25 protein-coding genes are annotated in these 25,714 nt (G+C 58.5%); 10 read left to right on the top strand and 15 right to left on the bottom strand.

What is annotated here, in order from left to right:
• Positions 1-47 precede the first annotated feature (47 nt).
• From HGT1_RS10875 to HGT1_RS10865, 3 genes are all read right to left on the bottom strand, one after another.
• Positions 48-266, bottom strand: coding sequence for a hypothetical protein (locus HGT1_RS10875; RefSeq protein ID WP_176249967.1), 219 nt, complete (start codon positions 264-266; stop codon positions 48-50).
• Positions 263-1,411: an aromatic ring-hydroxylating dioxygenase subunit alpha gene (locus HGT1_RS10870; protein WP_176249966.1), complete on the bottom strand. Its 1,149-nt coding sequence runs from the start codon at positions 1,409-1,411 to the stop codon at positions 263-265. Before HGT1_RS10870 ends, HGT1_RS10875 begins: the two co-directional genes overlap by 4 nt.
• 118 nt (positions 1,412-1,529) lie before the next feature.
• A complete protein-coding gene (locus HGT1_RS10865) occupies positions 1,530-2,321 on the bottom strand; it encodes a helix-turn-helix domain-containing protein (RefSeq protein WP_176249965.1) in 792 nt (263 codons plus the stop codon).
• A gap of 77 nt (positions 2,322-2,398) precedes the next feature.
• Here HGT1_RS10865 and HGT1_RS10860 point away from each other — a divergent pair, with 77 nt between their 5' ends.
• Positions 2,399-2,851 carry a hypothetical protein gene (locus HGT1_RS10860; RefSeq protein WP_176249964.1) on the top strand — a complete coding sequence of 151 codons (453 nt, stop codon included), beginning with the start codon at positions 2,399-2,401 and terminating at the stop codon, positions 2,849-2,851.
• Here the strand turns inward: HGT1_RS10860 and ilvN are convergent.
• The 4 genes from ilvN to HGT1_RS10840 all read right to left on the bottom strand — a co-directional run bounded on the left by ilvN (position 2,848) and on the right by HGT1_RS10840 (position 7,640).
• The gene (ilvN, locus tag HGT1_RS10855; protein ID WP_176249963.1) at positions 2,848-3,408 is read right to left on the bottom strand and encodes an acetolactate synthase small subunit; all 561 of its coding nucleotides are present in this window, start codon (positions 3,406-3,408) and stop codon (positions 2,848-2,850) included. The genes HGT1_RS10860 and ilvN overlap by 4 nt on opposite strands.
• Before the next feature lie 76 nt (positions 3,409-3,484).
• Positions 3,485-5,236 carry an acetolactate synthase 3 large subunit gene (locus tag HGT1_RS10850; protein WP_176249962.1) on the bottom strand — a complete coding sequence of 584 codons (1,752 nt, stop codon included), beginning with the start codon at positions 5,234-5,236 and terminating at the stop codon, positions 3,485-3,487.
• Between the two features lie 332 nt (positions 5,237-5,568).
• Complete coding sequence (locus HGT1_RS10845) at positions 5,569-6,210, bottom strand: response regulator transcription factor (protein ID WP_176249961.1); 642 nt, start codon at positions 6,208-6,210, stop codon at positions 5,569-5,571.
• Positions 6,211-6,221: 11 nt separating this feature from the next.
• Positions 6,222-7,640, bottom strand: a complete 1,419-nt coding sequence (locus tag HGT1_RS10840) for a cache domain-containing protein (RefSeq protein ID WP_176249960.1) — start codon at positions 7,638-7,640, stop codon at positions 6,222-6,224.
• A 253-nt stretch (positions 7,641-7,893) separates the two neighbouring features.
• On the opposite strand from HGT1_RS10840, the gene HGT1_RS10835 reads away from it, so the two are divergent.
• The 3 genes from HGT1_RS10835 to HGT1_RS10825 all read left to right on the top strand — a co-directional run bounded on the left by HGT1_RS10835 (position 7,894) and on the right by HGT1_RS10825 (position 12,459).
• Positions 7,894-8,982: a TRAP transporter substrate-binding protein gene (locus HGT1_RS10835; RefSeq protein ID WP_176249959.1), complete on the top strand. Its 1,089-nt coding sequence runs from the start codon at positions 7,894-7,896 to the stop codon at positions 8,980-8,982.
• A 138-nt stretch (positions 8,983-9,120) separates the two neighbouring features.
• Positions 9,121-10,089, top strand: coding sequence for a TRAP transporter small permease subunit (locus HGT1_RS10830; protein WP_176249958.1), 969 nt, complete (start codon positions 9,121-9,123; stop codon positions 10,087-10,089).
• Positions 10,090-10,104: 15 nt separating this feature from the next.
• Positions 10,105-12,459, top strand: coding sequence for a TRAP transporter large permease subunit (locus tag HGT1_RS10825; protein ID WP_176249957.1), 2,355 nt, complete (start codon positions 10,105-10,107; stop codon positions 12,457-12,459).
• 184 nt (positions 12,460-12,643) lie between these two features.
• Here HGT1_RS10825 and HGT1_RS10820 read toward each other — a convergent pair whose 3' ends face one another.
• The 3 genes from HGT1_RS10820 to HGT1_RS10810 form a co-directional block, all read right to left on the bottom strand.
• Positions 12,644-13,465 carry an arginyltransferase gene (locus HGT1_RS10820; RefSeq protein ID WP_176249956.1) on the bottom strand — a complete coding sequence of 274 codons (822 nt, stop codon included), beginning with the start codon at positions 13,463-13,465 and terminating at the stop codon, positions 12,644-12,646.
• A 69-nt stretch (positions 13,466-13,534) separates the two neighbouring features.
• Complete coding sequence (locus HGT1_RS10815) at positions 13,535-13,972, bottom strand: RDD family protein (protein ID WP_176249955.1); 438 nt, start codon at positions 13,970-13,972, stop codon at positions 13,535-13,537.
• A gap of 94 nt (positions 13,973-14,066) precedes the next feature.
• Positions 14,067-14,474, bottom strand: a complete 408-nt coding sequence (locus HGT1_RS10810) for a DUF2852 domain-containing protein (RefSeq protein WP_176249954.1) — start codon at positions 14,472-14,474, stop codon at positions 14,067-14,069.
• Positions 14,475-14,703: 229 nt separating this feature from the next.
• Between HGT1_RS10810 and HGT1_RS10805 the strand changes: the two genes are divergently transcribed.
• The 5 genes from HGT1_RS10805 to HGT1_RS10785 all read left to right on the top strand — a co-directional run bounded on the left by HGT1_RS10805 (position 14,704) and on the right by HGT1_RS10785 (position 20,448).
• Positions 14,704-17,535, top strand: a complete 2,832-nt coding sequence (locus tag HGT1_RS10805) for a bifunctional [glutamine synthetase] adenylyltransferase/[glutamine synthetase]-adenylyl-L-tyrosine phosphorylase (RefSeq protein WP_176249953.1) — start codon at positions 14,704-14,706, stop codon at positions 17,533-17,535.
• Positions 17,532-17,804: a hypothetical protein gene (locus tag HGT1_RS10800; RefSeq protein ID WP_176249952.1), complete on the top strand. Its 273-nt coding sequence runs from the start codon at positions 17,532-17,534 to the stop codon at positions 17,802-17,804. The genes HGT1_RS10805 and HGT1_RS10800 overlap by 4 nt, the downstream gene beginning before the upstream one ends.
• Positions 17,805-17,965: 161 nt before the next feature.
• Positions 17,966-18,637 (top strand): DUF6778 family protein, encoded by a 672-nt coding sequence (locus tag HGT1_RS10795; RefSeq protein WP_176249951.1) that lies wholly within the window; start codon positions 17,966-17,968, stop codon positions 18,635-18,637.
• 38 nt (positions 18,638-18,675) lie between these two features.
• Positions 18,676-19,902 carry an RSP_2647 family RNA methyltransferase gene (locus HGT1_RS10790; protein WP_176249950.1) on the top strand — a complete coding sequence of 409 codons (1,227 nt, stop codon included), beginning with the start codon at positions 18,676-18,678 and terminating at the stop codon, positions 19,900-19,902.
• Positions 19,903-20,448 (top strand): RSP_2648 family PIN domain-containing protein, encoded by a 546-nt coding sequence (locus HGT1_RS10785; RefSeq protein ID WP_176249949.1) that lies wholly within the window; start codon positions 19,903-19,905, stop codon positions 20,446-20,448. It abuts the gene before it with no gap.
• 9 nt (positions 20,449-20,457) lie between these two features.
• Here HGT1_RS10785 and HGT1_RS10780 read toward each other — a convergent pair whose 3' ends face one another.
• The 5 genes from HGT1_RS10780 to HGT1_RS10760 all read right to left on the bottom strand — a co-directional run bounded on the left by HGT1_RS10780 (position 20,458) and on the right by HGT1_RS10760 (position 25,097).
• On the bottom strand, positions 20,458-21,141 hold the full coding sequence (locus HGT1_RS10780) for a M48 family metalloprotease (protein WP_176249948.1): 684 nt from the start codon (positions 21,139-21,141) through the stop codon (positions 20,458-20,460).
• An 84-nt stretch (positions 21,142-21,225) separates the two neighbouring features.
• Positions 21,226-22,413 carry a VWA domain-containing protein gene (locus HGT1_RS10775; RefSeq protein WP_176249947.1) on the bottom strand — a complete coding sequence of 396 codons (1,188 nt, stop codon included), beginning with the start codon at positions 22,411-22,413 and terminating at the stop codon, positions 21,226-21,228.
• A gap of 3 nt (positions 22,414-22,416) precedes the next feature.
• Positions 22,417-22,590: an apolipoprotein acyltransferase gene (locus tag HGT1_RS10770; protein WP_176249946.1), complete on the bottom strand. Its 174-nt coding sequence runs from the start codon at positions 22,588-22,590 to the stop codon at positions 22,417-22,419.
• Positions 22,591-22,608: 18 nt separating this feature from the next.
• A complete protein-coding gene (locus tag HGT1_RS10765; RefSeq protein WP_176250219.1) occupies positions 22,609-23,943 on the bottom strand; it encodes a DUF2927 domain-containing protein in 1,335 nt (444 codons plus the stop codon).
• Positions 23,944-24,257: 314 nt separating this feature from the next.
• Complete coding sequence (locus HGT1_RS10760) at positions 24,258-25,097, bottom strand: MoxR family ATPase (RefSeq protein WP_176249945.1); 840 nt, start codon at positions 25,095-25,097, stop codon at positions 24,258-24,260.
• Positions 25,098-25,248: 151 nt separating this feature from the next.
• Between HGT1_RS10760 and dksA the strand changes: the two genes are divergently transcribed.
• Complete coding sequence (gene dksA, locus HGT1_RS10755; protein WP_176249944.1) at positions 25,249-25,683, top strand: RNA polymerase-binding protein DksA; 435 nt, start codon at positions 25,249-25,251, stop codon at positions 25,681-25,683.
• Positions 25,684-25,714: the final 31 nt, after the last annotated feature.

The following is a 25,714-nucleotide window of genomic DNA, read 5'->3' as shown; positions in this document are numbered from 1 at the left end:
CCACCTGCATTGGGTTAACGTCCGCAAAAGCGGCCACCTGCATTGGGCTAAAGCGGTGTCTCACGGCCTTGCGCGATCAGTTCGGCGCGCAGGGCGGGGGCGTCTGGATGGCCAAGTTCCAGCGCGAAAACATAGGCATGGGTCAGATAGAAACCCGCCGCATCCGGCCCATCCGCGGCTGCGGCGGCCCGGGTGTAAAGCGACACCAACGCGGCTTTGTCATCCGCGTGGTGGGCCGCAAGAAGCCGGTCGTTCAGGTCGCTCATGAGGCGGCGCGGTGGGCTTCCAGCTGGGATGCGACCCAATCGTGGAACATATGGGTGGGCCCGTCCATCGCGGGTGAAAACCGTCCGCCGTCAAACTGAACCCCGTGACGCCCGCGTTGCATCCCTTCTACGACAAAGATGTCCTCTTCGAAGACCTGTTTCCACTGATCGGTATTACGCGCGCGCAATTCAGGGTCTGTGGCGGGGGCCGCATAGTAAAGATGCACGTTTTCGGTGGTTTTTTCCGGGCCTTCGGGCACCAGAATGATCGCGAAACTATGGTCGCGGTGCACACCAAGCAGCACATTGGGGTAGGCCGTGACATATTCTGCCGCCGTGTCCCATTTATCGGAAAGATCCGCGAAATCGGGGAAGGACTTGCCGTCCTCCCCTTTGAGCTGGCGATAGACCATCGTGCCCTGACCGGAGAAATGGCCTGCGTTTTCAATATGGTAGTGGTCTTCGAGGCGGGAATAGCTGTTCAGACCCGGATGCACCCACGGCAAATGATAGCTTTCGCAATAGTTTTCAACGGCGAGCTTCCAGTTGCAGTTCACGGTGAGTTGGAACCGGCTGTCGGCCCCGCCGTGATACAGGGGTTTGTCGAATTCCGCCCACCGCGCAATCAGATCGGCATTGGCCTGTTCAAAGGGCTGCGCCGTGCCGGAAATGTTGATCCAGATGACATCCATCCAGACATGACTGCGGATTTCAACCAGGCCCAGCAAGGCGCGGTCGATGCCGGCGTGGGTATTCTGCCCCGGTCCGCCCACATGAGGGGTCGAGACCAGCCGCCCTTCGGTGCTGTAGCACCAACTGTGATAGGGGCAGCGGATTGCGCCGTCGATTTTGCGGGGTGCATCGACAAGGATCATCCCGCGATGGCGGCAGGTGTTCTGGAACACCCGCACTTGCCCCGATCTGTCACGCACGACCAGCAACGGCATCCCCAGAAAGGTCAGCGGCACGGCATCGCCGATTTCGGGCACATCAGACGCGGTGGCAAGGCCGGGCCAGTTGTTGAACAATACCGCCTGACGTTCTTCGGCAAAAACGCCCGGATCGATGTAATGGGCATTGGAAAGGCCATTGGCCTGATCGATCGGGCGGCGCACCGTGCTAAGATCGGTAGGGGACATGTTCATGGCGCTCTCCTTGCTGGTGATCCAAGGCTAGCGTCAAATTCCACCGCTCAGCGTGCATTTAGCGACCTGTTTTTAACGGCTGCGACATCGGGCACAGAACTTGGCAGCCAAAATGGTGTCAGGCGAAATCCTGATCGGGGCGCAGCAGGCGTCGGTGGAACGGGGGAATATCTTCGATGGTGTAAAACCCCTTGCCGCGGGCCGCGTTCAGCACAGTGGCCGTGTCTTGTTGCAGATATTCATAGACCAGCCGCGTCGCACGGGTGCCGGCGGTGACTTCGGGGATTGTCCGGGTGGTATAGCCGGCCCAAAAGTTATTGCCGAAAGAGGCCGTACGCCCAAGGTAGTTGAACGAAGATGTCATTCCGTTCTTGCGCCCGGCGATGATCGCCAAGCCTTCCTCCTGGGGCAGCACGACACCGCGAAACTCGCGATATATGGGCGAGGTAGGGAGGCTTTGCATCCGCATCGCCTTGGTTGTCTCGAAGCCGCGCAAAAACGTGGCGTTGCCAGTGCGAAAGACAAAGACCAGGCCGATGACAAACAGATCATGGTCAATGAAGCTGCGCCTTGAAAAGCGGTAAAACCCGCTGGGAAAGACATTCTGCGGAATGGCATTGGTGCCCGAGACCAGAAATTCGCTCATGTAGTGGCCAAAGGTGGGGGGTTGCGGGGTGATTTCGGACAAAGGTTCAAGCAGGATACGCGCGTCCAATTTGAAATACGCGCAGATCCGGGCCAGGATATCCGGCCTGGGAAAGCTTTCCCCTGATAGGTAGCGATTGAATTGCGTCCGGTTGATGCCGAGCCTGCTGGCAAGCACCGTGACCGAGGGTTGATCCTGAGATAATTTGCGCAGGTTTTCGCCAAAGACCGATCGGATTTGCGCGGGGTTTTCTTTGTTCGGCATCTTTCCACCCTCTGAAACTTTAGATTGCATAAGACAGGACCAGATTACAAGAGTATGACGCTACTTAGCGTCAAAACATGGTGCGACCGACACAAAATGACACCTCAAAAAAATCGACAAATCATCGGATGTTAGCAACAATCCTTACAATCAATAAATACACGAGGGAGTATGAATTCATGTATGGTGTGGTCCTGTGGAGCGACGATTTCGACAAAAAAGCCGTGTTTTGGTGTGAAGACCAAGGGGATCTCGCGTATTTTTCAGGGTCGCAAGACAGTACGGTTTCGACCTTTGATGCAGGGGACCTTGTCGAGTTTGACATAAGCCGCGACAGCAAGCTTAGAACCGCAACAAACCCGCGTATTGTTCAGGAAAAACTGGACATTCAGTTGCCGGCCAAACTTTTGGCCGAAGCCCCTTGCACAAATCCAGCGGCCAAACCTCCCGCGCGGCAGTCTGCTGAAATTGTCGATTTTTCCAGCAGACGATCCAACTATGTGGACGAGTTTCGCGCCGAATTCGCCTAGTCGCCGCGCGGCAGGGCCGCAACGCCGGTCCGCGCCACATCGGTCAGCCCCAAGGGGCGCATCAGATCGGCAAATGCGTCAATTTTCTCGGGCGCGCCGGTGATTTCGAAAATGAAGGTCTCTAGCGTGCTGTCGACGACACTGGCGCGAAAGATATCAGCCAGACGCAGGGCCTCGACACGTTTGTCACCGGTCCCCGACACTTTGAACATAGCCAATTCACGCTCAACCGACGGTCCCTCGACGGTCAGGTCGTGGACGTCGTGAACCGGGACGATCCGGCCAAGCTGCGCTTTGATCTGTTCGATCACTTGTGGCGTCCCTGAGGTCACGATCGTGATCCGGCTGCGGTGGCCGGTGTGATCCACCTCGGCCACGGTCAGGCTGTCGATGTTATAACCACGACCGGAAAACAACCCGATCACACGGGCCAGCACGCCGGGTTCGTTTTCGACCAGAACCGCAAGGGTATGGCGTTCGATTACATCCGAGAAATTCGCACGCAGGTTATAGGCAGAATGGCTGGTAGAGCCTTTTTTTAGTTTTAGGGCTGACATCTGACTGTCCTCTTCATCTGATTTCGTCGCCGGAGTTTTTAAAAACTCCGGTCCGTTTTCTTTTAAAGAAAACGCGTTACACCAAGACCGACCCTTTTGCGTCAATCACACCTTGCGTATCCACACCGGCCAGCATCATGTCGTTATGCGCTTTGCCTGACGGGATCATCGGGAAACAGTTCTCGTGCTTTTCAACCAGGCAATCAAAGATGACCGGCCCGTCATAGGTGATCATTTCCATGATCGCGTCATCCAGATCATCGGGATCGGAACACAGGATCCCCTTGGCCCCGAACGCTTCGGCCAGTTTCACGAAATCGGGCAGGGATTCCGACCAGCTTTGCGAATAGCGCTCGCCATGCAGCAATTCCTGCCACTGACGCACCATACCCAGACGTTCGTTGTTCAGGATGAACTGTTTGACGGGCAGGTTATACTGCATCGCCGTACCCATTTCCTGCATGTTCATCAGCCATGACGCTTCACCGGCCACGTTGATGACCAACGCGTCCTTATGCGCCATCTGCACCCCGATGGAGGCAGGGAAGCCATAGCCCATGGTGCCAAGCCCGCCCGAGGTCATCCAGCGGTTCGGATCTTCGAACCCGAGATATTGTGCGGCCCACATCTGGTGCTGGCCTACTTCGGTGGTGATATAGCGGTCGTATTTCTTGGTCAGTGCCTCAAGCCGGGCCAACGCGTATTGCGGCTTGATGACCTTGCCGTTTTGTTCGAATTTCAGGCAGTCAATGCTGCGCCATTCGTTGATCTTCTTCCACCATTTGGCCACCGCTTCGCTGTTGGTTTTGCGGCCACGGGATTTCCAGACCTTCAACATGTCTTCCAATACATGGCCGACGTCGCCCACGATCGGAATATCGACGCGGATGATCTTGTTGATGGAGGACGGATCAATGTCGATATGCGCCTTGGTCGATTTCGGGCTGAATAGATCGACAACGCCGGTGATCCGGTCGTCAAACCGTGCCCCGATGTTGATCATCAGATCGCAATCGTGCATCGCCATGTTGGCCTCGTAAAGGCCGTGCATCCCCAGCATCCCCAACCATTTGTCGCCGGACGCAGGATAGCAGCCCAAACCCATGAGGGTGGAGGTGATCGGGAAGCCTGTTGCCTCGACCAGTTCGCGCAGCAATTGCGATGCCGCAGGGCCAGAGTTGATGACGCCGCCGCCGGTGTAAAATACCGGGCGTTTCGCGGTTTCCATCGCGGCGACCAGTTCGGTGATCGCTGTCATGTCGCCTTTTACGGGCGGCTGGTAATGGGAAACCGACGGTTTCTTGGGCTCGTATTGGCCTGTGGCGAACTGCACGTCCTTGGGGATGTCGACCAGAACCGGGCCGGGACGGCCAGAGGTGGCAACATGGAAGGCTTCGTGCAAAACGCCGGCCAGCTTGTCGGTGTCTTTGACCAGCCAGTTATGTTTCGTGCAAGGACGCGTGATGCCAACGGTGTCGGCCTCTTGGAAGGCATCAGACCCGATCATGAAGGTCGGCACCTGACCGGTCAAAACAACCAGCGGGATCGAATCCAGCAAGGCATCGGTCAAACCGGTCACCGCATTGGTGGCACCTGGCCCGGATGTCACCAGAACAACGCCGGGTTTACCGGTTGAACGGGCATAGCCTTCGGCGGCGTGAACGGCCCCTTGTTCATGGCGTACCAAAACATGCTTGATGCTGTTTTGCTGAAACACCTCGTCATAAATCGGTAGGACAGCGCCGCCGGGATAGCCAAATACGGTATCGACGCCCTGATCGATCAGGGCTTGGACGATCATTTTCGCTCCGGTCATTTTACGTGTCATCTTGGTGCTCCGTAGGGTGGTGTTTCGGGTCTTGTGGGTCAGGTTTCAATTTTGTCGTGGCGCATAAAAAAGCCCCCGGTTTTGGCGGGGGCGCATGGTGACGATTATGGTCTGCCGTTACCGGCCCATGCGCGTGTGTCCTACAATGACGACTAGAAATGTCATGGCCAAAGGCTCCTCTTTACGTTTGGGGACATTATGAGCGGGGAAAAGGGGCGTCAATGGCCAATTTGATGAAAAAGTGTCGCACCGGGCAAAAAATCTTTGCATTTATTGCGCGGGGTTCAATTTATTTGAAGCTTTGCAAAATTAGGTCGGTGAATCAGGTGATTTCAGATGCGCACACCGGTTCCTTGCAGCACGCCGTGCTCCATCGCGTAGCGCGTCAAACCGGCGGTCGAGGAAATGCCGAGTTTGCGTTTGATGTTCTTGCGGTGGGTTTCGACCGTGCGCACCGAGATATCGAGGATCGCGGCGACTTCCTTGTTGGCCCTGCCTTGCGCCAGCTCCAGCAGGATCGTTTGTTCGCGTTCGGTCAGGGCCTCGCGGGCGGTGTCCTTTGGCTCAAGCGAGCCTTGGGCACCCGTGCACAGATACCGCTGACCCTCCATCACCTGATCAATGGCCAGCTTGATTTCATCGGTTGGCACGTCCTTGAGGATATAGCCCATGGCCCCGTGACTAAGCGCCGATGAAATATATTCGGGGTTATCATGCATCGACAAAATAACGATGCGCATGTCGGGGCGGCGTTCCAGCACGATTTCGGTCGCCGACAGCCCGCCCACATCGGGCATGTTCAAATCCATCAAGATCACATCGGGGTCCAGGGCCTCGAATTGGTCGATCGCGGCGCGGCCATTGGACAGGCATCCCACGACCTGAATGTCGTCATAGCTTTCCAGAATGGATTGGATGCCTTCGGCGACCATGGGGTGATCGTCAACGATCATGACTTTGACAGGGTTTGTCATTGTGTGGTTTCCTAAGAATTCGGGGCAGGGGTCGTCAGGCTGGATTCAGGCGGCAACAGATGGGTCAGTGGAACAGTTGCCTTGATCCGCGTGCCACCCCCTTGCGCCGCCACCAGTGACAAGGTGCCGCCCAATTGGTCCATCCGTTCTTGCATATTGCGCAGACCAAGACCACCGGAGCTTTGTATCCCGCCATAGATGCCGCGCCCGTTGTCGCTGATTTCGAGGGTGGCACCCTGACGGTGGCCGCGCAGGTCGACGATGACCTTTGATGCGCCAGCGTGACGTTCGATATTGGTCAAAGCTTCTTGGGCGATGCGGTACAGGGCGATCTTGGCGTCATTGTCCAGACGGTTGCGGAACACGACCGTGTTGAATTGGCACGCAATCCCCGTCCGCGCCGAGAATTCGTCGACCAGTGTTTTCAGGGCCGGGCCCAAGCCCAGATCGTCCAGCACACCGGGGCGCAAATCGCGGCTGATGCGGCGCACCTCTGAAATGGCCTGACCCAGACTGTCGATGCCTTTGCCCAAGGGGTCGGCGGCACGGCGGTCGCCGCGGTCCAGACGGCGGCGGGCGTTTTCAAGCGCATAGCGCACCCCGACCAATATCTGGCTGATCCCGTCGTGCAATTCGCGCGCCACGCGGCCGCGTTCTTCTTCCTGGGCGTCAAACACCCGTTGGGTCAGTTTCTTGAGCTTGGCATCGGCCAGACGCCGTTCGCGCAGGTTCACCAACATGCCTGTCCCGAACACAAGAAACAGCGCCGCCAGCGTAATCGCCCCGATATAAAGGAACGTCCGTTGCACGCGGGCCAACACATCTGCGCGCGCCGAGGCGACGCTGGACAGAATATCGTCGATAAACACACCCGTGCCCACCGCCCACCGCCAACTGGGAAAGGAGGTGACATAGGTGATCATCTGCGCTTCGACCCCGGTCGACGGTTTGGGCCACAGATAGGTGTGATAACCACCGCCATCGCGGGCAATGCGGATCAGTTCGTTCACCACAGGGGTCCCACTGCTGTCGGTTTCACCGCTGAAATTCCGGTTGATCCGGTCGGTTTCGCGGGGGCTGACAAGGGCGGTGCCGTCAAAGTCATAGACAAAGAACTGCCCCTCGTCGCCATAGATCATTGCAGACAGGATTTGCGTGACCTGCGCCTTGGCAGCGTCGTCCTGCGGCGATGCAGAGCCGTAGACAAAATAGAACCCGTTGCGGGCCTGGGTGACATAGTTGCGCAGTTCGACCTTTTTGGCGGCGATCAGCTGGTTTTCCAACGTGTTGATCTCGCGGTCCGCCAGCGCTTTGGCCTGAAGCGCCACAACAATCGCGATCCCTGCCACGGCCAGCACCAGTGGCACGGCAGCAAGCAGTGTCAGCTTTTGGGCATAGGTCGGGGCAAGGCGGGAAAACAGGCGACGCATGTGATTCTCGTAACGGGAATCAGTGCCGAATCAAAGGATAAGTTCAGGGGGTAACCGTGGCTCAATCGTGGCCACGAAGCCCGGTGTGCCTAATTTTTGGGCGTCAAACGGGTCATTATCTTGCGCTCGGGGCGGGTCTCTACGCACTAATTGGTATTTCAAACCCGGGGGGATCGGTTAGATTGCTAACACTTGAAACGACCCGCGCGTACGTCAATTGCGCGGGCATCCTATACTCGGGAGGAGTATCCTTATGGACCGTCGTTCATTTCTGAAGACATCCGCACTTGGCGGCACAGCTGCCGCCGCATCCACGCTGGCCGCACCGCTTTACGCCCAAGGCAAGCGTACACTGACAATGGTCACATCCTGGCCCCGTGGCTTTGCCGTTCTCGATGACGCGGCAACCTACCTGAACAACATGGTTAACGAGATGTCTGACGGCACCTTGACCATCGAAAAGAAAGCACCGGGCGAACTGGTTGGTGCCTTCGAAGTGTTTGACGCGGTATCCTCCGGTCAGGCCGACATGTACCACGCGGCTGACTACTACTTTATCGGTCAGCACCCAGGTCTGGCGTATTTCACCGCCGTTCCATTCGGTGGCACAGCGCAAGAACTGACAAACTGGTACCTGCACGGTGGCGGTCATGAACTGCACAACCAGATCGGTGAAATCTTCAACATGAAGATGTTCCTTGCCGGTAACTCCGGTTCGCAGTCCGGTGGCTGGTTCCGCAAGGAAATCAACTCTGCCGCAGACTTCAACGGTCTGAAATTCCGTATGCCGGGCCTTGGTGGCAAGGTTCTGGGTAAACTGGGCGCTTCCGTTCAGAACATCCCCGGCGGCGAACTGTATCAGGCGTTGTCCTCGGGCGCGCTGGACGGTCTTGAGTGGGTTGGCCCATTCGCGGATGAACGCGCCGGCTTCCAGGAAGTCGCCAAGATCTACTACACAGCCGGCTTCCACGAGCCAGGCTCCGGTTTGACAGCATCCGTTAACCTGGATGTCTTCAACGACCTGACACCAGCCCAGCAAAAGATCATCGAATATTCCTGCATGGCGACAACGCACACAGGTCTGGCCGAAACGCTGGCAAACAACGGTGCCGCACTGGCACGTCTGCAGCAGCAAGGTGTTAAAACCATGCAGTTCCCAGACGATGTTTGGGATGCATTCGGTGCCGCGTCCAAAGAAGTCATGGACGAAAACATGGGCGACAGCCTGTTCGCAGACATCCGCAACAGCTTCGAGACATCCTTGCAGTCCTCTGCAGAATGGCTGTCCAAGTCTGACGCGTATTATGTGAACCAGCGTCAGCGCGTTCTGGGTCAAAGCTAAGCCTTTCGATCACTTTGTCAGGGGCCGCCATCGTGCGGCCCCTGACGCACACCACGACCTTGGGTTTTCACCCCGGGGGCAACACAGAATTTCGCATAAAGCCCTATCTTAACCGGGGCAGGCGAAGGGGGGACTTACATGGCAGACGATGTGGTATGCGCTGGATTTTTCCGCGCGGCAGAAGGTGCCAAGATAAGCTGTCTGGACAAGTTCCAGGACGGCAATCTGGTCAACTTCGTTCTCGGCAACATCCTTGAGGCATTTTACAACTTTTTCGCCGCTTTGCTTAATCCGGGCATGTGGCTGAACTGGTCAAACAGTGAATCGCTGATGCGGTTCATCTATTACGGTGCATCGGTCGAGCTGTTTTTCGTGCTTTTCATCGGGCTGGTCATCGTCACCGGTTTCGGGATCTGGAGCAAAGGTTTCATGTGGGGCTGCGTGCGCGGCCTTGAAGGCTTCGCGAATACGGTGGGCCGCTTTTTCGCATGGGCCGGCCTGTTGATGGTGCTGCAACAGATCATCATCGTTTTCATGCAGCGGATTTTCACCCGCCCCGATATTTCGGTCGGTTTTGGTATTCCGCTTCAGTTCGACATCAGCTGGTTTGCCGAAGAGCTAAAGCTTTTCAATGCCTTGGTCGTCTGCCTTTGTGTGAGCTACACATTCGTTCAGGGCGGTCACGTCCGCGTTGACCTGTTCTATGCGGGGGCGAAATACCGCACCAAGCGGGTGATCGACATGTTCGGCGCGCTGTGCTTCATGCTGCCATTCGCGATCGTGACATGGCTCTATGGCTGGTTCTTCCTGTGGCGCCATCTGGTCACACCAAACCCGTCTGCATCCGACCGTCTGGATCTGCTGCTGCGCAAAGCGCGCCTGCTGAAATGGAACGTCGAAACCATCGGCTTCTCGCCAAACGGGTTCAACGGCTATTTCCTGTTCAAAATCCTGCTGTGCGCCTTCTGCGTCATGGTGATTTTGCAAGCCATCTCGACGTTTTATCGCGCCATGCTCGAGTTCCGCGAAGGACCCGAGAGCGAAAACAAATATCTCGACCGCGATACGCTGGGCGAGGGCGAAGAAGCCTATGAGGGCACACATTAATTTAAGGGGCGTCCGATGCTTTTTGGTCTCGACGGGGTCGAAGTTGGCCTGATTATCGTTTTTGTCTGTCTCTTTGGCGGCATTTTGTCTGGCTTTCCGGTGGCTTTTGCCATCGGGGGGGCCGGTGTTATCTCATTCGCGATCATTGCGGCGCTGGATAGCGCAGGGTTGTTGATCCATCAGGCGATCGACCAATCCTCGCAAGCCTACCGTGATCTTGTGAATTCCGGCGTGCCCAATGATGCGGTATCCAAGTTCAGATACCCTGATTTGCCACGTATCGGCGAAAGCGTTTTCCCCGCCGGTTGGGAAGAGGCGATGAACCGCAACGTGTCGTTCATTGTGAACCGCATGAACGAACGTGTTCTGGCAGGCCAGTCCATCGAAACACTGCTTGCCGTTTTGATGTTCGTTCTGATGGGCATCACGCTCGAACGCTCCAAGATTGCGAATGATCTGCTGACCACGATGGCGCGCGTCTTTGGCCCGCTGCCCGGTGGTCTGGCCGTGTCGATCGTTGTTGTGGGCGCGTTTCTGGCCGCATCGACAGGTATTGTGGGTGCAACTGTTGTGACCATGGGCCTGCTTGCGCTGCCGACAATGCTGCGCAACGGCTATTCGCCGGAACTGTCCACGGGCGTCATCGCGGCGTCGGGCACTTTGGGGCAGATCATTCCGCCCTCCATCGTGATCGTTCTGCTGGGCACATTGGCTGGTGACTTGTATTCCGCCGCCCAAGAGGCGCGCGCGACATCTGCCGGCTGTACCGATGCCTTGACCTATTTGGGTCAACCGGCGGTGGTTTCCGTTGGGACCTTGTTTCAGGCGGCCTTGCTGCCGGGCATCCTGCTGGCACTGCTTTATGCGCTTTATGCCTTTGTCTATGCGCTGTTTAACCCTGAAAAGGCACCTGCTGTGCCGATGGGGTCGACCAATGCAGAACCAATCACCCGCGGTGAAGGGTTCACCTGGTTCCTCGGCGCACCGGTTTTGCTGATTGTCGGCACGATCTTCCTTGGCAACATGGGCATCGTCGGCAGCCAGTCCACGGTCGTGTCCAGCTTTAGCGATATCGGTGAAGGCGCCAGCCTGCGCACCAATGTCGGGCCCGAGTGTCAGACCGCGATGATCGAGCTGCACGGTCAAGAAGCGTGGGATACCGCCGTCGCCGAACAGGCCGCAATCGAAGCAGCAGGGGGCCAGCAGGCCAGCGAAAAGCTGTCCGAGGAAGCCCTGGCGCAAAAACAGGCTGACAAGATCAGCGATGCCGCGCCCATCGGTACCGGTGTTGCGATCATCCTGATCTTCCTGGGCTTGGTGCTGACGACAGGACGCGGCGTGTCGCCGTCATCGGACAGACGTCCGTTGATCATCGGCGGGATCGGTCTGGTTTTGACGGTGCTGGTCGATATCCTGCTGGTCGGTCCAACCACATCGCCGGGGACAATGGTCGTGCTGATGGCGCTCCCGTTTGTTGCCGTGATGTACGGGGTGCTCTATGCGCTGAAGCTCTGCGCGGGCAATGAATTGATCCGCGTGGTGTTCCCGCCACTGGTTCTGATCGTTGCTGTTCTGGGGTCGATCCTTGGAGGTATCACCAACCCGACACCGGCGGCGGCACTTGGTGCCGGCGGGGCGATCATGCTGGCGGCCTACCGCAAGCTGACCGATCTGGACCGGTCACCCAAGGTGATCATCTGGTCCACACTGGCGATCCTGATCTCTATCCTCGTGGGCGTGAACTTTGACCTGCGCATCAATCAGGACGACGTCGGGTTCGAAAACTGGGTCGCGTTCTTTGTGGCTTACGGTGCCTATCTCTATGCGGTGTTCGGGCTGCTGTTCTCGTGCTGGATTTTGTACACATCCGGGGTTCTTAGCCCGGTCGTGCGCGAAACTGCCAAAGTCACGTCGATGGTGTTCACGATCCTGATCGGGTCGCAGTTGCTGAACCTTGTGGTGATCTCCTTTGGCGGCGAACATTACATCCAGCAATGGCTCAAGAGCTTTGACAACGAGCTGACCGTGTTCCTGATCGTGATGCTTGTGTTGTTCGTGCTGGGCTTCGTTCTCGATTTCCTCGAGATCATCTATATCGTGATCCCGATTGTCGGGCCGGTGATTTACGGCGGCACCTTTGACCCTAAATGGGTGACCATCATGATCGCGGTGAACCTGCAAACGTCCTTCCTGACACCGCCCTTCGGCTTTGCGTTGTTCTATCTGCGCGGGGTCGCCCCGGCGAGCGTCACAACCGGCCATATCTACCGCGGGATCATTCCGTTCGTGTTGATCCAGGTCGGGGCTTTGGGGCTGTTGTGGATGTTCCCTGTGATCGTCACGATCGTGCCGGATCTGATCCCGAACTGATCGGGGCACATCAGGTTTAAGAAAAAGCTAAGGGCACCCGGTTGGGTGCCCTTTGTCGTTTTCGGTAATGTGTGGGCGTGATCCTTTGTCGGACCTCAAGCCGCGCACCCGGAATCGAAATGAGGGGGCTGTCTGCCCCCTCAAACTCCCCCGAGGATATTTGAGAGCCAGAGAAGGCGGAGGATCAGCTGCGTTTGGGGGACAGATCGGGCAGGGCGATATTGGCCACCTGTTCGGCGATCGGGTCGGTGTGCAACGGGTGATGGTCCGGGTTGAAATCGGACGGGTCTTTGAGCTTTTGCCACTGGCCGCCGACATAGACCTCGAGGCCGGAGAACTTGGCCTTATAGCCCATTTTCTGGCTGCCCGGCACCCAGTAACCCAGATAGACGTAAGGCAGGCCGGCGGTGCGGGCGATGTCGATATGATCCAGGATGATATAATTGCCCAGGCCGTTTTGCGGCAGGTCGGGGGTGTAGAAGGAATAGACCATGCTGACCCCGTCACCCAGAACATCCGTCAGGCAAACGCCGATGAGTTCTTTGGTGGTGGTGTCGGTATATTGGATGACGCGGCTGCGGATCGGGGTTTCCTCGATCATCGCGGCGAATTCGAACACATCCATATCGGCCATCCCGCCATCGGCATGGCGGCTGTCAAGGTAGCGGCGGAACAGGTCGTATTGGTCTTCGGTGGCCCAGGGCGACGTGGCGCGGCGGGTCAGGTTCGCATTGCGCTTGAGAATCCGCTTCTGGCTTTTGCTGGGGGTGAAATCCGCGACATTGATCCGCGCCGACAGGCAAGAGGCGCAATCGGCACAGGACGGGCGGTAGAGCACGTTTTGCGAGCGCCGGAACCCTTGGGCGGACAGGCTGTCGTTCAGGATCGCTGCGGTTTCCCCTTGCAAGGCCGTGAACAGTTTGCGTTCAACCCGCCCCTCAAGATAGGGGCAGGGCTGGGGCGCTGTCACATAGAACTGCGGGGCAATAGGAAGGGTATGGCGCATGCTATTCCGATATTGTTCACAAAAGGATACCAACAGGGTTTCGGGACGCCAAGCCCCTTTCGCGGTGCGCTAGATTTCCTTGCGCCGGTTCAGCGCAACCGTGCCGAGCACCATGTCGCTAAGCCCTTGGCACCTTGCGGTTGTGCCCATCAGAACAATGGAAATCAGTTGCAGCGGCATCACGCCGATGCTGATGGTATAGCCCAATGTGTGCAGGAACGCAGTGCCTGCATCCAGAGGTTCGTCGGCATTTGTGCGCAGCTCCATCCCCATCAGGCGCATACCCCAGGTGGCCGATCCGCTGCTCAGGGTGGCCACACGGTAGACAAAGCCGATGACGAGGATCATCAGGGGAAAGAAAAACACCCCGCTAAAGGCGGTAAAGGGCAGGGTCACGAGGCAGGCGAGAAAGATGATGACCGCATCAACGACCCAGGCAAACAGGCGTTTGGCGGCAACACCGTCGTAGAATTCGGGCTGGATGTCGGGATCGGGGGTCAGGCTCATGTCGGTGTCCTTGTCGGATTGGCGGTGCCGCTATGGGGCAGCGGTATGGCGGGTTTGCCCCCCGTATGTCGGGGGGCAAGGGGGCTGGTCAAGATTATGCGTTTTGCACATCTTCGCTTTTGTCGGAGCCTTCGGCCATGAACTGGTCGAATTCGGCCTTGTCCTTTGCTTCGCGCAGACGGGTCAGGAAGGCCTCGAAATTGGTTTGCTCTTCTTCGAGGCGGGCCAATGTGTCGGCCTTGTAGGCGTCGAATGCGGCGTTGCCGGTGGACCGGGTGGTCATGTGGCGGTGGCTGCTGCGCTTGGCACAGGAGGATGATTTAAACATGCGTTTACTCCAGATCATATAAGCAAGAAGGGCAAGGCCTGCGGGCCAGAAGACGATGAAACCGGCAACCGTTGCTGCGATCCAGGCGGCCTTGCCTTTGGAGTCGAGAAAGTCTTCGGCGCGGCCCAACCAGCTGCGTTGCGGTGCATAGGCGGGGGTATAGGTCTGTGTCATGAACGTCCCTTTCGGTCAGAGTGTGGTGGCCCTGAATACCTCGGGCCTGATGTTGTGCGGGTGTATGTAAATCCCCTTCACATTACAGTAGATTGTGGCTGTTGGGGATTTACGCAAGAGGTAATGTAAATCTTTTTTACATTATTTTGCTGCGCGGGCATGACCCGATTGATTTCATGGGGAAAAACCAGCCATTGACCGAAACCGCCGAAACAGCGAATGCTGGGGCATGACCAGTTTTGCCAGCCAGATCACCCGCGTTCCACGCATTTTCACCGCCGATCAGGCCGATGATGCGCGGCGTGCGATGCCACATCTTGCGCCGGAACTTGGCGCTTTGGTGGCCGGGGCAGGGTCCGTGTCGCCCTATCTGCTGGACCTGATGCAAAAGGAAGCCGCGTGGTGCGAAGCCGCCTTTGATGATCCGGCAGCCGCCGTGCAGGCCGAGATTGCGGGGGCGGGCGATGTGCCTGATGACCAGCTTGCCAGCCATCTGCGGCAGGGCAAGCGCCGGGTCGCGTTGATGACGGGGCTCGCCGATCTGGCGGGTGCCTGGGAGCTGGAGCAGGTGACCGCTGCGTTGACGGATTTTGCCGATGCGGCCTGTCAGGCGGCCCTTCGCGCGGGTTTACGTGCCCAGATCAAGCGTGGCAAGCTGCCCGGCATGACAGCGGAGGACGCCGAAACCGGCGCGGGCATGGTTGTGCTGGCGATGGGCAAGATGGGCGCGCACGAGCTGAACTATTCATCGGACATTGATCTGATCTGTCTGTTTGATGAAACCCGTTTCGAGACGGATGATTTTCACGATGCCCGCACCGCCTTTGTCCGCGCGACCCGGGCGATGAGCGGGACGTTGAACGATCTGACCGGCGACGGCTATGTGTTTCGCACCGATCTGCGGCTGCGCCCTGACCCGGCAGTCACCCCCGTTTGCATGGCGATGGAGGCGGCGGAGCGGTATTACGAGAGCCTGGGCCGCACCTGGGAACGCGCTGCCTATATCAAGGCGCGACCGGCGGCGGGTGATCTGGGGGCCGGCAACCGGTTTCTATCCGCCTTGCGCCCGTTCGTGTGGCGGCGCCATCTGGATTTCGCCGCGATTCAGGATGCCCATGACATGCGCCTTGCGATCCGCGAACATAAAGGTCTGGGTGGCCCGATCACCTTGCCGGGTCACAACATGAAGCTGGGGCGCGGCGGTATCCGCGAGATCGAGTTTTTCACCCAGACCCGTCAGTTGATTGCGGGGGGGCGTGATGCCGACCTGCGGGTGCGGGGCACCTGCGAAGGGCTGGCGGTGCTGCGGGAAAAAGGCTGGCTTCCGGCGGATGTGGCCGAGACCCTGACCGATCATTACCGCGCGCACCGCACCGTCGAACACCGCGTCCAGATGATCCGCGACGCGCAAACCCATACCTTGCCGACCACCGAAGACGGGTTCGCCAGACTGGCCGCCATGATGGACCGCGACATTGGCGAGCTGGAAACCGATCTGCACCGCCGTCTGGCCGAAGTGCACCACCTTACCGAAGGTTTCTTTGCCGGATCGGACACCGCGCAACCCGATGCGGCGCAGTCCCAAGGCATGGCCCATGTCTTTGACAGCGCCGTTCTGGACCGCTGGTTTACCTATCCGGCCTTGCGCAACGCGCGCGGGGCCGATCTTTTTGCCGAACTCAAACCCGGGTTGCTGGCGCGTCTGGCCGAAGCCGACAAACCGGCCGAAGCCTTGCTGGCCTTTGACGGGTTCCTGTCGCGCCTTCCGGCAGGGGTGCAGTTGTTTTCGCTGCTCAAGATCAACCCGTCGCTGTCGGAACTGTTGATCGACATCGTGAGCACCTCGCCGGAACTGGCGGAATATCTGTCGCGCAATGCGGCGGTGTTCGATGCGGTAATTGGCGGTGATTTCTTTAGCGACTGGCCCGGAGAAGCGGCACTGCGAGACGCCTTGAGCGATGCGCTGAAAGCCGAGGGCGATTACGAGGCGCGGCTGGATGCGACCCGACGCTGGGCCCGTGAATGGCATTTCAGGGTTGGGGTGCACCATCTGCGCGGGTTGACGGATGCGGCCACGGCGGGGGTGCAATATGCCGATCTGGCGCGCGCGGTGTTGCAGGCGCTTTGGCCGGTGGTCGTGGATGAATTCGCCCGCAAACACGGAACGCCACCGGGGCGGGGCGCTGTGTTGGTCGGCATGGGGTCGCTGGGCGCGCGGCGTCTGACTGCGACCTCTGATCTGGACATGATCGTGATTTACGATCCGGCAGATGTCGAGGCGTCGGACGGCAAGCGCCCCTTGGCCGCACGCCTGTATTATGCGCGTCTGACCCAGGCGATGATCACCGCAATGACCGCCCCCATGTCCCAAGGGCGGCTTTACGAGGTGGATATGCGCCTGCGCCCTTCGGGCAATCAGGGGCCGGTCGCCACCAGCCTTGCCAGTTTTGAAAGCTACCAGATGACCCAGGCTTGGGTTTGGGAGCATCTGGCGCTGACCCGTGCCGATGTGATCGTGGGGCCAAAAGATCTGGCGGATGATTTCGTGGCACTGCGCAGCAACGTGCTGGCCAAGCCGCGCGACAGGTCAGCCACCTTGGAAGAGGTCGCGCAGATGCGGGGGCGTCTGGCGGCAGCAAAGGCGGCAGATGGCATCTGGGACGCAAAGAACGGGCCGGGACGGTTGCAGGATATCGAATTACTGGCCCAAGCGGGGGCGTTGCTGCGGGGCGAAACCGCGTTCCAGATCACCGCCGGCCTTGATGCGGCGGCTGCGTCCTCGATCATCAGTGCTGCGGATGCACAACGGCTCAAGGATGCCTATGACACCTGCTGGGCGCTGCAATCGGCGACGCGGCTTTTATCGGCAAAGATTTTGCGCAGCGACCAGTTGGGGCAGGCGGGCAAGGGGTTTTTGACGCGCAGCCTGCACTGCGACAGTCTCGAAGCGTTGGAAACCCATCTGGCCGAGACCTACAATGTGGCCGCATCCATCATTGACGGCGCGTTGCAAGACTTTACCAAGGACCCGGACAGCGGCCCGGAAAAGGACACCCCATGAAAAAAGGCGATGCGTTGGACCCCAAAGGCCTGATTTTCGAAGCCTACCAGATCGAGGGCATCACCAAATCCGAATGCCGGACGATCTTTCTGGATTGGGCGTTGAGCCTGCCACTGGATACAGACACCGGCCCCACGATTCGGGTCATGCTGGACAGGTACGGCATCACCGAACCGCAACACCCGATGACCGGCGTTATGCGCGAAGGGCTGCAAGCTATGGCCGCACCTCGCCGTCGCGGTGGATGGAAAAGCCGCCCCCGACATTAAGGCCGCAGATTGCAGCCAAACACTGAAATCGTACGGAAATGTGCAGAAATACCTTTGTATCGTCACAGGTCTTGTGCATTTCCGCCCCAAACCTGCCCCATTTCGGGGTCAAACACTCCCTAACCATAGTAACAGCCGATACGTATTGGCGGGAGATGATGATGAAACTTTTTAAGATTTTTGCAGTCCTAACCCTTGGCACGCTGGTATCTGGCTGCGCAGTGACAGACACGGCAACACGCAACGCGGTCAGCTATCCGATCTCGCCGGGTCTTGCCTCGACGGAAACACAGCAAGCGGCAGCGCCAGCGGCGTTTATGTCAAACTTGCAGATTTCCGAAATTAAGGTGGTCGTTCCCGAAACGCTCAAAGTATCCGAGGCCAACCGCTATTACCCGTCCGGTGACATCGTTTGGCGCGGCGACCCCATTGGCGACCGCCATGCGCAGGTCAAAGCGATCTTCGAGGCCGCGATCCAGAAAACCGCCCAATCCGTCAGCGGTGAAATCCCGACCCTCGTCGGTGTCGAAGTCCTGCGTTTCCATGCACTTACGGAAAAAGCCCGCTACACCACCGGTGGCGTGCATTCGATCAAGTTCCGCATCACCCTGCGCGATATGCGCACCGGTCTGCTGCTGGCAGAGCCGCATGAGGTCAAAGCCGACCTTGACGGTCTTGGCGGTCAGGTCGCCATCGAGGCAGAGCGCATCGGCCAGACCCAGAAGGTCCGCATCACCGACCACCTTGCCGAAGTTGTCCGCCAAGAGCTGACCCGGCCCGGCGGTCACAAAAATGCGAAACTGGGCATGTTTCAGGCTTTGAACAAACTCTGAGCTTTCCCAATCCATCAGAACCGACTAGAGGGGGCGTTATGACAACGCCCCCTTTTGCATCCGCCCCGACCTCCGCCCCTGACTTGCCAGTAGTTCGCCTGCTGCCCAAGGCCAATGCCCGTGCCATTCGTCACGGGTTTCCATGGGTTTACGCCAATGAAATGGTCATCGACCGCCGGACCAAGGGCCTTGCCCCCGGCAGCCTGGCCATTCTCGAGGACGCCGCCCGTCAGGTGATGGGTGTTGTCGCGGTGAACCCGCTCTCGAAAATCTTTTGCCGGATGTTGGATCAAAACGCTGAAGCCGTGATTGATGTGGATTGGTTCGCCGCCCATATCTCGCGGGCGCTGCAATTGCGCGAACAGCTCTATGATGCGCCATTCTACCGTCTGGTCCACGCCGAAGCCGATGGCTTGCCCGGTGTCGTGATCGACCGTTTTGGCGATACGGCTGTGATCCAACCCAACGCGGCATGGGCCGATGTCCATATCGACGCGCTTGTGGCGGCCCTGATGGCTGTGACCGGCATCAAGAACGTGCTGAAAAACGCATCTGGACGCACTCGGACCTTGGAAGGTCTGGACGATGTCAGCCTTGTCTTGCAAGGGCAGGCACCCGAGGGGCCGATCCCTGTTCCGATGAATGGCGCGATCTATATGGCCGATCTGACCGGCGGTCAGAAAACCGGCATCTTCTATGACCAGCGCCCCAACCATGCTTTCGCCGCCAACCTGTCCAAGGGCAAGCGCGTGCTGGATGTTTTCGCCCATGTGGGGGGCTTTGGCCTTGCTGCTTTGGCAAACGGGGCCAGTTCGGTTCTGGCCGTTGACGGGTCTGCACCTGCGCTTGAACTGGCGCAAAAAGGGGCAGAAGCGATGAATGTGGCCGACCGGTTTGCCACCCGTCAGGGCGATGCCTTTGACGTTCTGACAGCCCTGCGCGCCGAAGGTGCCGAATTTGATGTGGTGATCTGTGATCCGCCCGCCTTTGCACCGGGAAAACCGGCGCTTGAGGCCGGATTGCGGGCCTACGAGCGCCTTGCACGTCTTGCAGCACCCTTGGTTGCGGAAAACGGGATCTTGGCGCTGTGTTCCTGTTCGCATGCAGCGGACCTGACGCAATTTCGCACCTCGTCGATCCGCGGGATCGGTCGGGCAGGGCGGCGTGCCGCGATGTTGCACACCGGATTTGCCGGACCAGACCACCCGCAACTGCCACAGCTGGCCGAAACGGGCTACCTCAAGTCGTTGTTTTTCCGCCTCTAAATGACTGTGCGGGTTCTGATTGACGCCTGCGTTCTATACCCCACTGTGATGCGCGAGATCGTGGTGGGGGCCGCGCGCGCAGGCGCGTTTACCCCGCTGTGGTCCGCCCGTATCCTTGAGGAATGGGCCCGCGCCGCCATCAAGATCGGCCCGACCGGAGAGGCACAGGCCCGCGCTGAAATCGCGCTGTTGCGCGCGGCTTGGCCTAAGGCAGAGGTCACCCCTACGCCGGGGCTGGAACGCCGCCTGTATCTGCCGGACGAGAATGACATTCACGTGCTGGCATCGGCGATTTCGGGCAATGCAGACATCATCATGACGTTGAACGCCAAGGATTTCCCCCGAGGGGCCTTGGCCGAGGAAGGGCTGTCGCGGGTCGATCCGGACAGTTACCTGCACGGGATCTGGTCAGCCCAGCCTGCGATGATCGAACCCGTCGCACAAGCCGTGCTGGATCAGGCGCGGCGATTGTCGGGGCAAGCTTGGGAGATGCGTGCGCTGCTCAAGAAAGCGCGGTTGCCGAGGCTGGCCAAGGCGCTTGGCTAGGGCGTCTGATTAAGGCGTCCAGCGCTTTTGCAGGCGGGTCAATTCGGCGATGCGGTCTTCGGTCTTGGGATGGCTCATCAGCCAGGCCGGCGCGGTGCCATGGTTGGTCTGGGTCAGGGCCTCGAGCTTTTTGAACAGCGATATTTGCGGCGCGACCCCGATGCCGGCCTTGGTCAAAAGTGCGGCCGCATAGGCGTCGGCCTCGTATTCATCGGCCCGCGACAGGCGCGCGGCCAGCATGCTGGCGACCATATTGGCAATCCAGACCCCGATGCCGGGGATCAAACGCCCCAGAATCATCCCAAGGGCCGCGCGCATGGCGTTCTGGCCGGAAAAATCGATCATACGGCGGCGAGAATGGCCAAGGGCGACATGACCCAATTCATGGGCGATCACACTGGCCAGTTCCTCGGCTGAAACCTCGCCCGATCTGAATTTGTTGTAAAACCCGCGCGTGATAAAGATGCGCCCGTCGGGGGCGGCCAGACCATTGACCGGGGCTACTTCGTAAATATGAACCTTGATGCGGGGCAGATCGAGGGCCTTGGCCATCTTCGCGCTCATCTCGGCCAGGGCCGGGTCAACCAGTTCGGTGGATTTCTCGTCCAGTTCCTTGGCGGTGCGCCAGGCGGAAAAGCGGTACATGGCAAGGCCATAGAGCACCGCAAGCAGGATGGGGATGACGCGTATCATACACTCAATATGGGCGCTCTGCGCGCGAGGGCAAGCGCAGATGAGTATTTATGAAAGGGTGAAGCGAAGGCCGGGTCACATGGGTCAGCGGGTAAGGGCCCGCATGCCGCGGCTGAGCCCTTCGAGGGTCATGGGGACCATTGCATCGGCACCGAATATTTCCTGGACCATTTTGATGGATTGGGTGTAAGGCCAGTATTTTTCGGGGGTCGGATTGATCCAGAGGCTGCTTTTCCACTGTTCCTGGGCGCGGCCCAGCCAGACGGAGCCCGCCTCGGGGTTCCAATGTTCATTGGCCCCGCCGGCATAGGCGATCTCGTAGGGGGACATGGAGGCGTCGCCGACGAAGATGCATTTGTAATCGGGCCCGTAGGTGCGCAGGACGTCCTGGGTGGATTGCTGTTCGGCCCAACGGCGGCGGTTGTCGCGCCACACGCCTTCGTAAAGGCAGTTGTGGAAATAGAAATATTCCAGATGTTTGAATTCGGCCTTGGCCGCGCTGAAGAGTTCTTCGACGGTTTTGATATGCGGGTCCATGGAACCGCCAACGTCCAGAAACAGCAATACTTTGACAGCGTTGCGCCGTTCGGGGCGGGTTTTCACGTCAAGATAGCCATGTTCGGCAGTGGCGCGGATGGTGCCGCCCAGATCCAGTTCATCAGCTGCGCCATCACGCGCCCAACGGCGCAGACGTTTCAGGGCGACCTTGATGTTGCGGGTGCCCAGTTCGACCGTGTCGTCGAGGTTCTTGAATTCGCGCTTGTCCCAGACCTTGACCGCGCGCTGGTGGCGCGAGCCTTCCTGACCGACGCGCACGCCTTCGGGGTTGTAGCCATAGGCCCCGAAAGGCGAGGTGCCTGCGGTGCCAACCCATTTATTGCCCCCCTGATGGCGGCCCTTTTGTTCTTCGAGCCGTTTGCGCAGGGTTTCCATCAGCTTGTCGAAACCGCCTGCCGCTTCGATCTCGGCTTTTTCCTCGGCGGTCAGATGCTTCTCAGCCATCTTTTCCAGCCAGTCCTTGGGGATATCTACCGCTTCAAGAACGTCGTCCAAGTCGATGTTTTCCAAGCCTTTAAACGCTGCGGCAAAGGCCTGGTCGAACTTGTCGATGTTGCGTTCGTCTTTGACCATGCTGACGCGGGCGAGGTAATAGAAGGCATCGACATCATAGGTCGCAAGACCCGCTGCCATCCCGTCTAGAAACGCCAGAAATTCCCGCATGGAAACGGGGACTTTGTGGCGGCGCAATTGGTCGAAAAACGGCAGGAACATCGATCAGGCTCCGGAAAGGATGCGGTCGATGAGAACTGTAAGGATCATGCCCACGATAATAAAGGCCATGGCATAGCCGGCGGCATATTGTGCGATGTCCTTGCGGTTTCCCTGACGTTTATACGCGGTAAAACCGCCCCAGACAGCGCCAATCAGCGCGAAAATTATTACGATCATTTCAGCCCGCTTTGCGTGTTATTTGAGCGGGTTCAGTGACGCGATTTCGCGCATTTTGGCCCGCACAGCCCAATCAGAGCCAAAGCCGTAACGCGCCCAGCCAAGACTGTCCAGCCTGACAAGCTGCGCTTCGGCCACGCGGTTTTCCAGCTCCAGTGCTTCGGCGCGCAGTAAAAGAAGGGTGCTGAGCAAGGCCGCGTTTTCACGGCGGCGTGCAGTTTCAATATGTGGGCCAATTAGCCGCAGCGCTTCGGCCCCATCGCCAGTGGCGATCGCATAGGCCCCCAATTGCGTGGCGACATAGGCGCGGTGCAGATCGGTGCCGGGGTTGCGGGAATAGAACAGCTCGGCGAGCTGGTATTGCTTATGCGCGGCTTCCTGGTCGCCGCTTTGCAAGGCGCGGCCCATGGCGTAATGCGCAAAGGCGCGGCGGTGATCCTGCCAGCCCAGACTTTGCGCAATCTTGATCGCGCTATAGGCGGCATCCTGACGTTGGCCATCGGAACGACCGGGCCCAAGCGCGCCCTGAACGGCCAGATTCCATTCGCGCGGGGTCCGCGTGACAAAGCGGGCTTTGGTCGATGTGCCGCGCGGGTTGATGCGGGCAAAGATACCGGGCAGGGCGTTTGAGACCTGACCGCGTGTCATGCCGGACCGCAAGGCGGGGTCATAATAGGCCCGCAAGATCATCATATCAAATCCGGTCAGCACCGTATGGACATTGTCGTCGTTAAAGACGGAGTCGGGCAGGCGGTAGAGATCGTTGAGCGGCCCAAGGGCTTGTGCGACTTCTTCGTGCAGGCAATCGCGCACCTCTTGGGGGCTGGCATCATTGGGCAAAAAGATTGCGATCCGCTTGCGCGTGGTCATCAACGACCAATTGGTCTGGGCGTTGCGCCGGACTTTCTTGTATTCGTCGATGCTGCTGACATTGGGGGCCACAAAACAGGCGGCCTCCGGCAGCACCTGCCGGATTTTGGACCGGCTGACCGCTTCGATGGTGATGTTTGCATCGGCGGCCTTGGTCGGGCTGATGTCGATGCGCGCCTCTGACCGGAGCCGCGAAATCAGCCGTGTCAGATCGGGGCCAAGGGTGCTGGGCGGGGCACCTATGACCCGGATCGTGATTGGCCCTTCGAACCGGGTCAGAACGCGCAGGTCCTTGCCGCTTTCCATGCGGAATGACAGATCGATGAAATCCAGCGACAGGTCGTTATTGGATCGGGGGGCGGCTTGCGGGTAATGGGCCGTAAAGCTTTTCATCGCGGGCAAGGATGAGGACGGGCTTTCAAAGGCCGCACGGGTGACGACGCCGGGATGGGAGGCCGGAACACAGGCATTTACCAACAACATGATCGGAAAGAGAAAACGGCCCCTCACGTGCGGTCACCACAAAAGCCCGGGCGCAACGCTCCGGTGCGGGTCGCAACGAGAGTGCGCATTGACAGCACGAACCGTGCCAAATTCATATCAATCATTTGCCTGCGTGCCCTTTTGAGCTGATTACAGGGTCAAAATTGCCCACTAACCAGACCTTTCTAAGGACCAATAATGTCAAAAGAGAGAAAAATGTTAACGATTACGGCAGGCATGTGGCGTGCGTGTCGTGCACGCCACAAGTGCATATGGGCTGCGGGTACAGCCGCCACTAGATTTGGTTTCCCGCGCTATTTCTGAGCGCGGGCCATGAAGGCAAGACGTTCAAACAGGTGTACGTCCTGTTCGTTTTTCAGCAAGGCACCATGCAATTTGGGCAACGCGCTTTTGCCATCTTTCTTGAGATCAGCCGCATCCATGTCTTCGGCCAGCAGCAATTTCAGCCAGTCCAGCACCTCGGATGTCGACGGCTTTTTCTTGAGGCCCTGTTGGTCGCGAATCTCGTAGAACTGGGTCAGCGCGGTGGTCAGCAGGTTTTCTTTGATGCCCGGATGATGCACTTCGACGATTTTGCGCAGCGTGTCCATTTCGGGGAAGCGGATATAGTGGAAGAAGCAACGGCGCAAAAACGCGTCAGGCAGTTCTTTTTCATTGTTGGAGGTGATGATCACGATGGGGCGGTTGACCGCCTTGATGGTCTCGCCTGTCTCGTAGACAAAGAACTCCATCTTATCGAGCTCTTGCAAAAGGTCGTTGGGAAATTCGATATCGGCTTTGTCGATCTCGTCGATCAGCAGAACGGTTTTGCCTTCGGCCTCGAACGCCTGCCACATCTTGCCTTTGCGGATATAGTTTTTCACGTCATGCACGCGCTCTTCGCCCAACTGGCTATCCCGCAGGCGGCTGACCGCATCATATTCATACAGGCCCTGCTGGGCGCGGGTTGTCGACTTGATGTTCCATTCGATCATCGGCAGCCCAAGCGCGTTGGACACCTGGCGTGCCAGTTCGGTTTTACCGGTGCCCGGCTCGCCTTTGACCAGCAACGGACGTTCAAGCGTCACCGCCGCGTTTACCGCGATTGTCAGGTCATCCGTTGCGACGTAGTCATCAGTACCTTGGAATTTCATCTTGTTATCAACCTTCTCTGGCGCGTCATTCGGGGTCCTTAAACCAATTTTCGACTCCATTGTGTAGTGACAATCGGTGAACGCTGCGTTAGACGCCTGCAACAGGAGCGGAGTCGGGAGACTGACCTCAATGACTGGATCAAGGACCGCTATGGGGAATGATATGAAGCAGGAAGTTTTTCTGGCAGACGGCTATAGCCCTGCCGAAGACGAGCCGTTCATGAATGATCGGCAAGTTGAGTATTTCAGACGCAAGTTGTTAAACTGGAAAGCAGAGCTGCTGGCAGGCAGCCGCGACACAATCGAAGGTCTGCAGGATGGCACGCGCAACATCCCTGACGTGAACGATCGTGCCTCCGAAGAAACAGACCGTGCATTGGAATTGCGCACACGTGACCGGGCCCGCAAACTGGTCAGCAAGATCGACGCCGCCTTGCGCCGCATTGATGATGGTGAGTTCGGATATTGTTCGGTGACCGGCGATCCTATCTCGCTTAAACGTCTTGACGCCCGGCCCATCGCAACGATGAGCCTTGAGGCGCAAGAGCGTCACGAGCGCCGCGAAAAAGTCCATCGTGACGATTGAGCGTTCCTAAGAAAAAAATTAAACAAGCGTC

Source organism: Sulfitobacter sp. HGT1 (assembly GCF_013282155.1).
Taxonomy (GTDB): domain Bacteria; phylum Pseudomonadota; class Alphaproteobacteria; order Rhodobacterales; family Rhodobacteraceae; genus Sulfitobacter.
The sequence above is the reverse complement of the archived record's forward strand: the minus strand, read 5'-3'. Positions and strand labels throughout refer to the sequence as shown.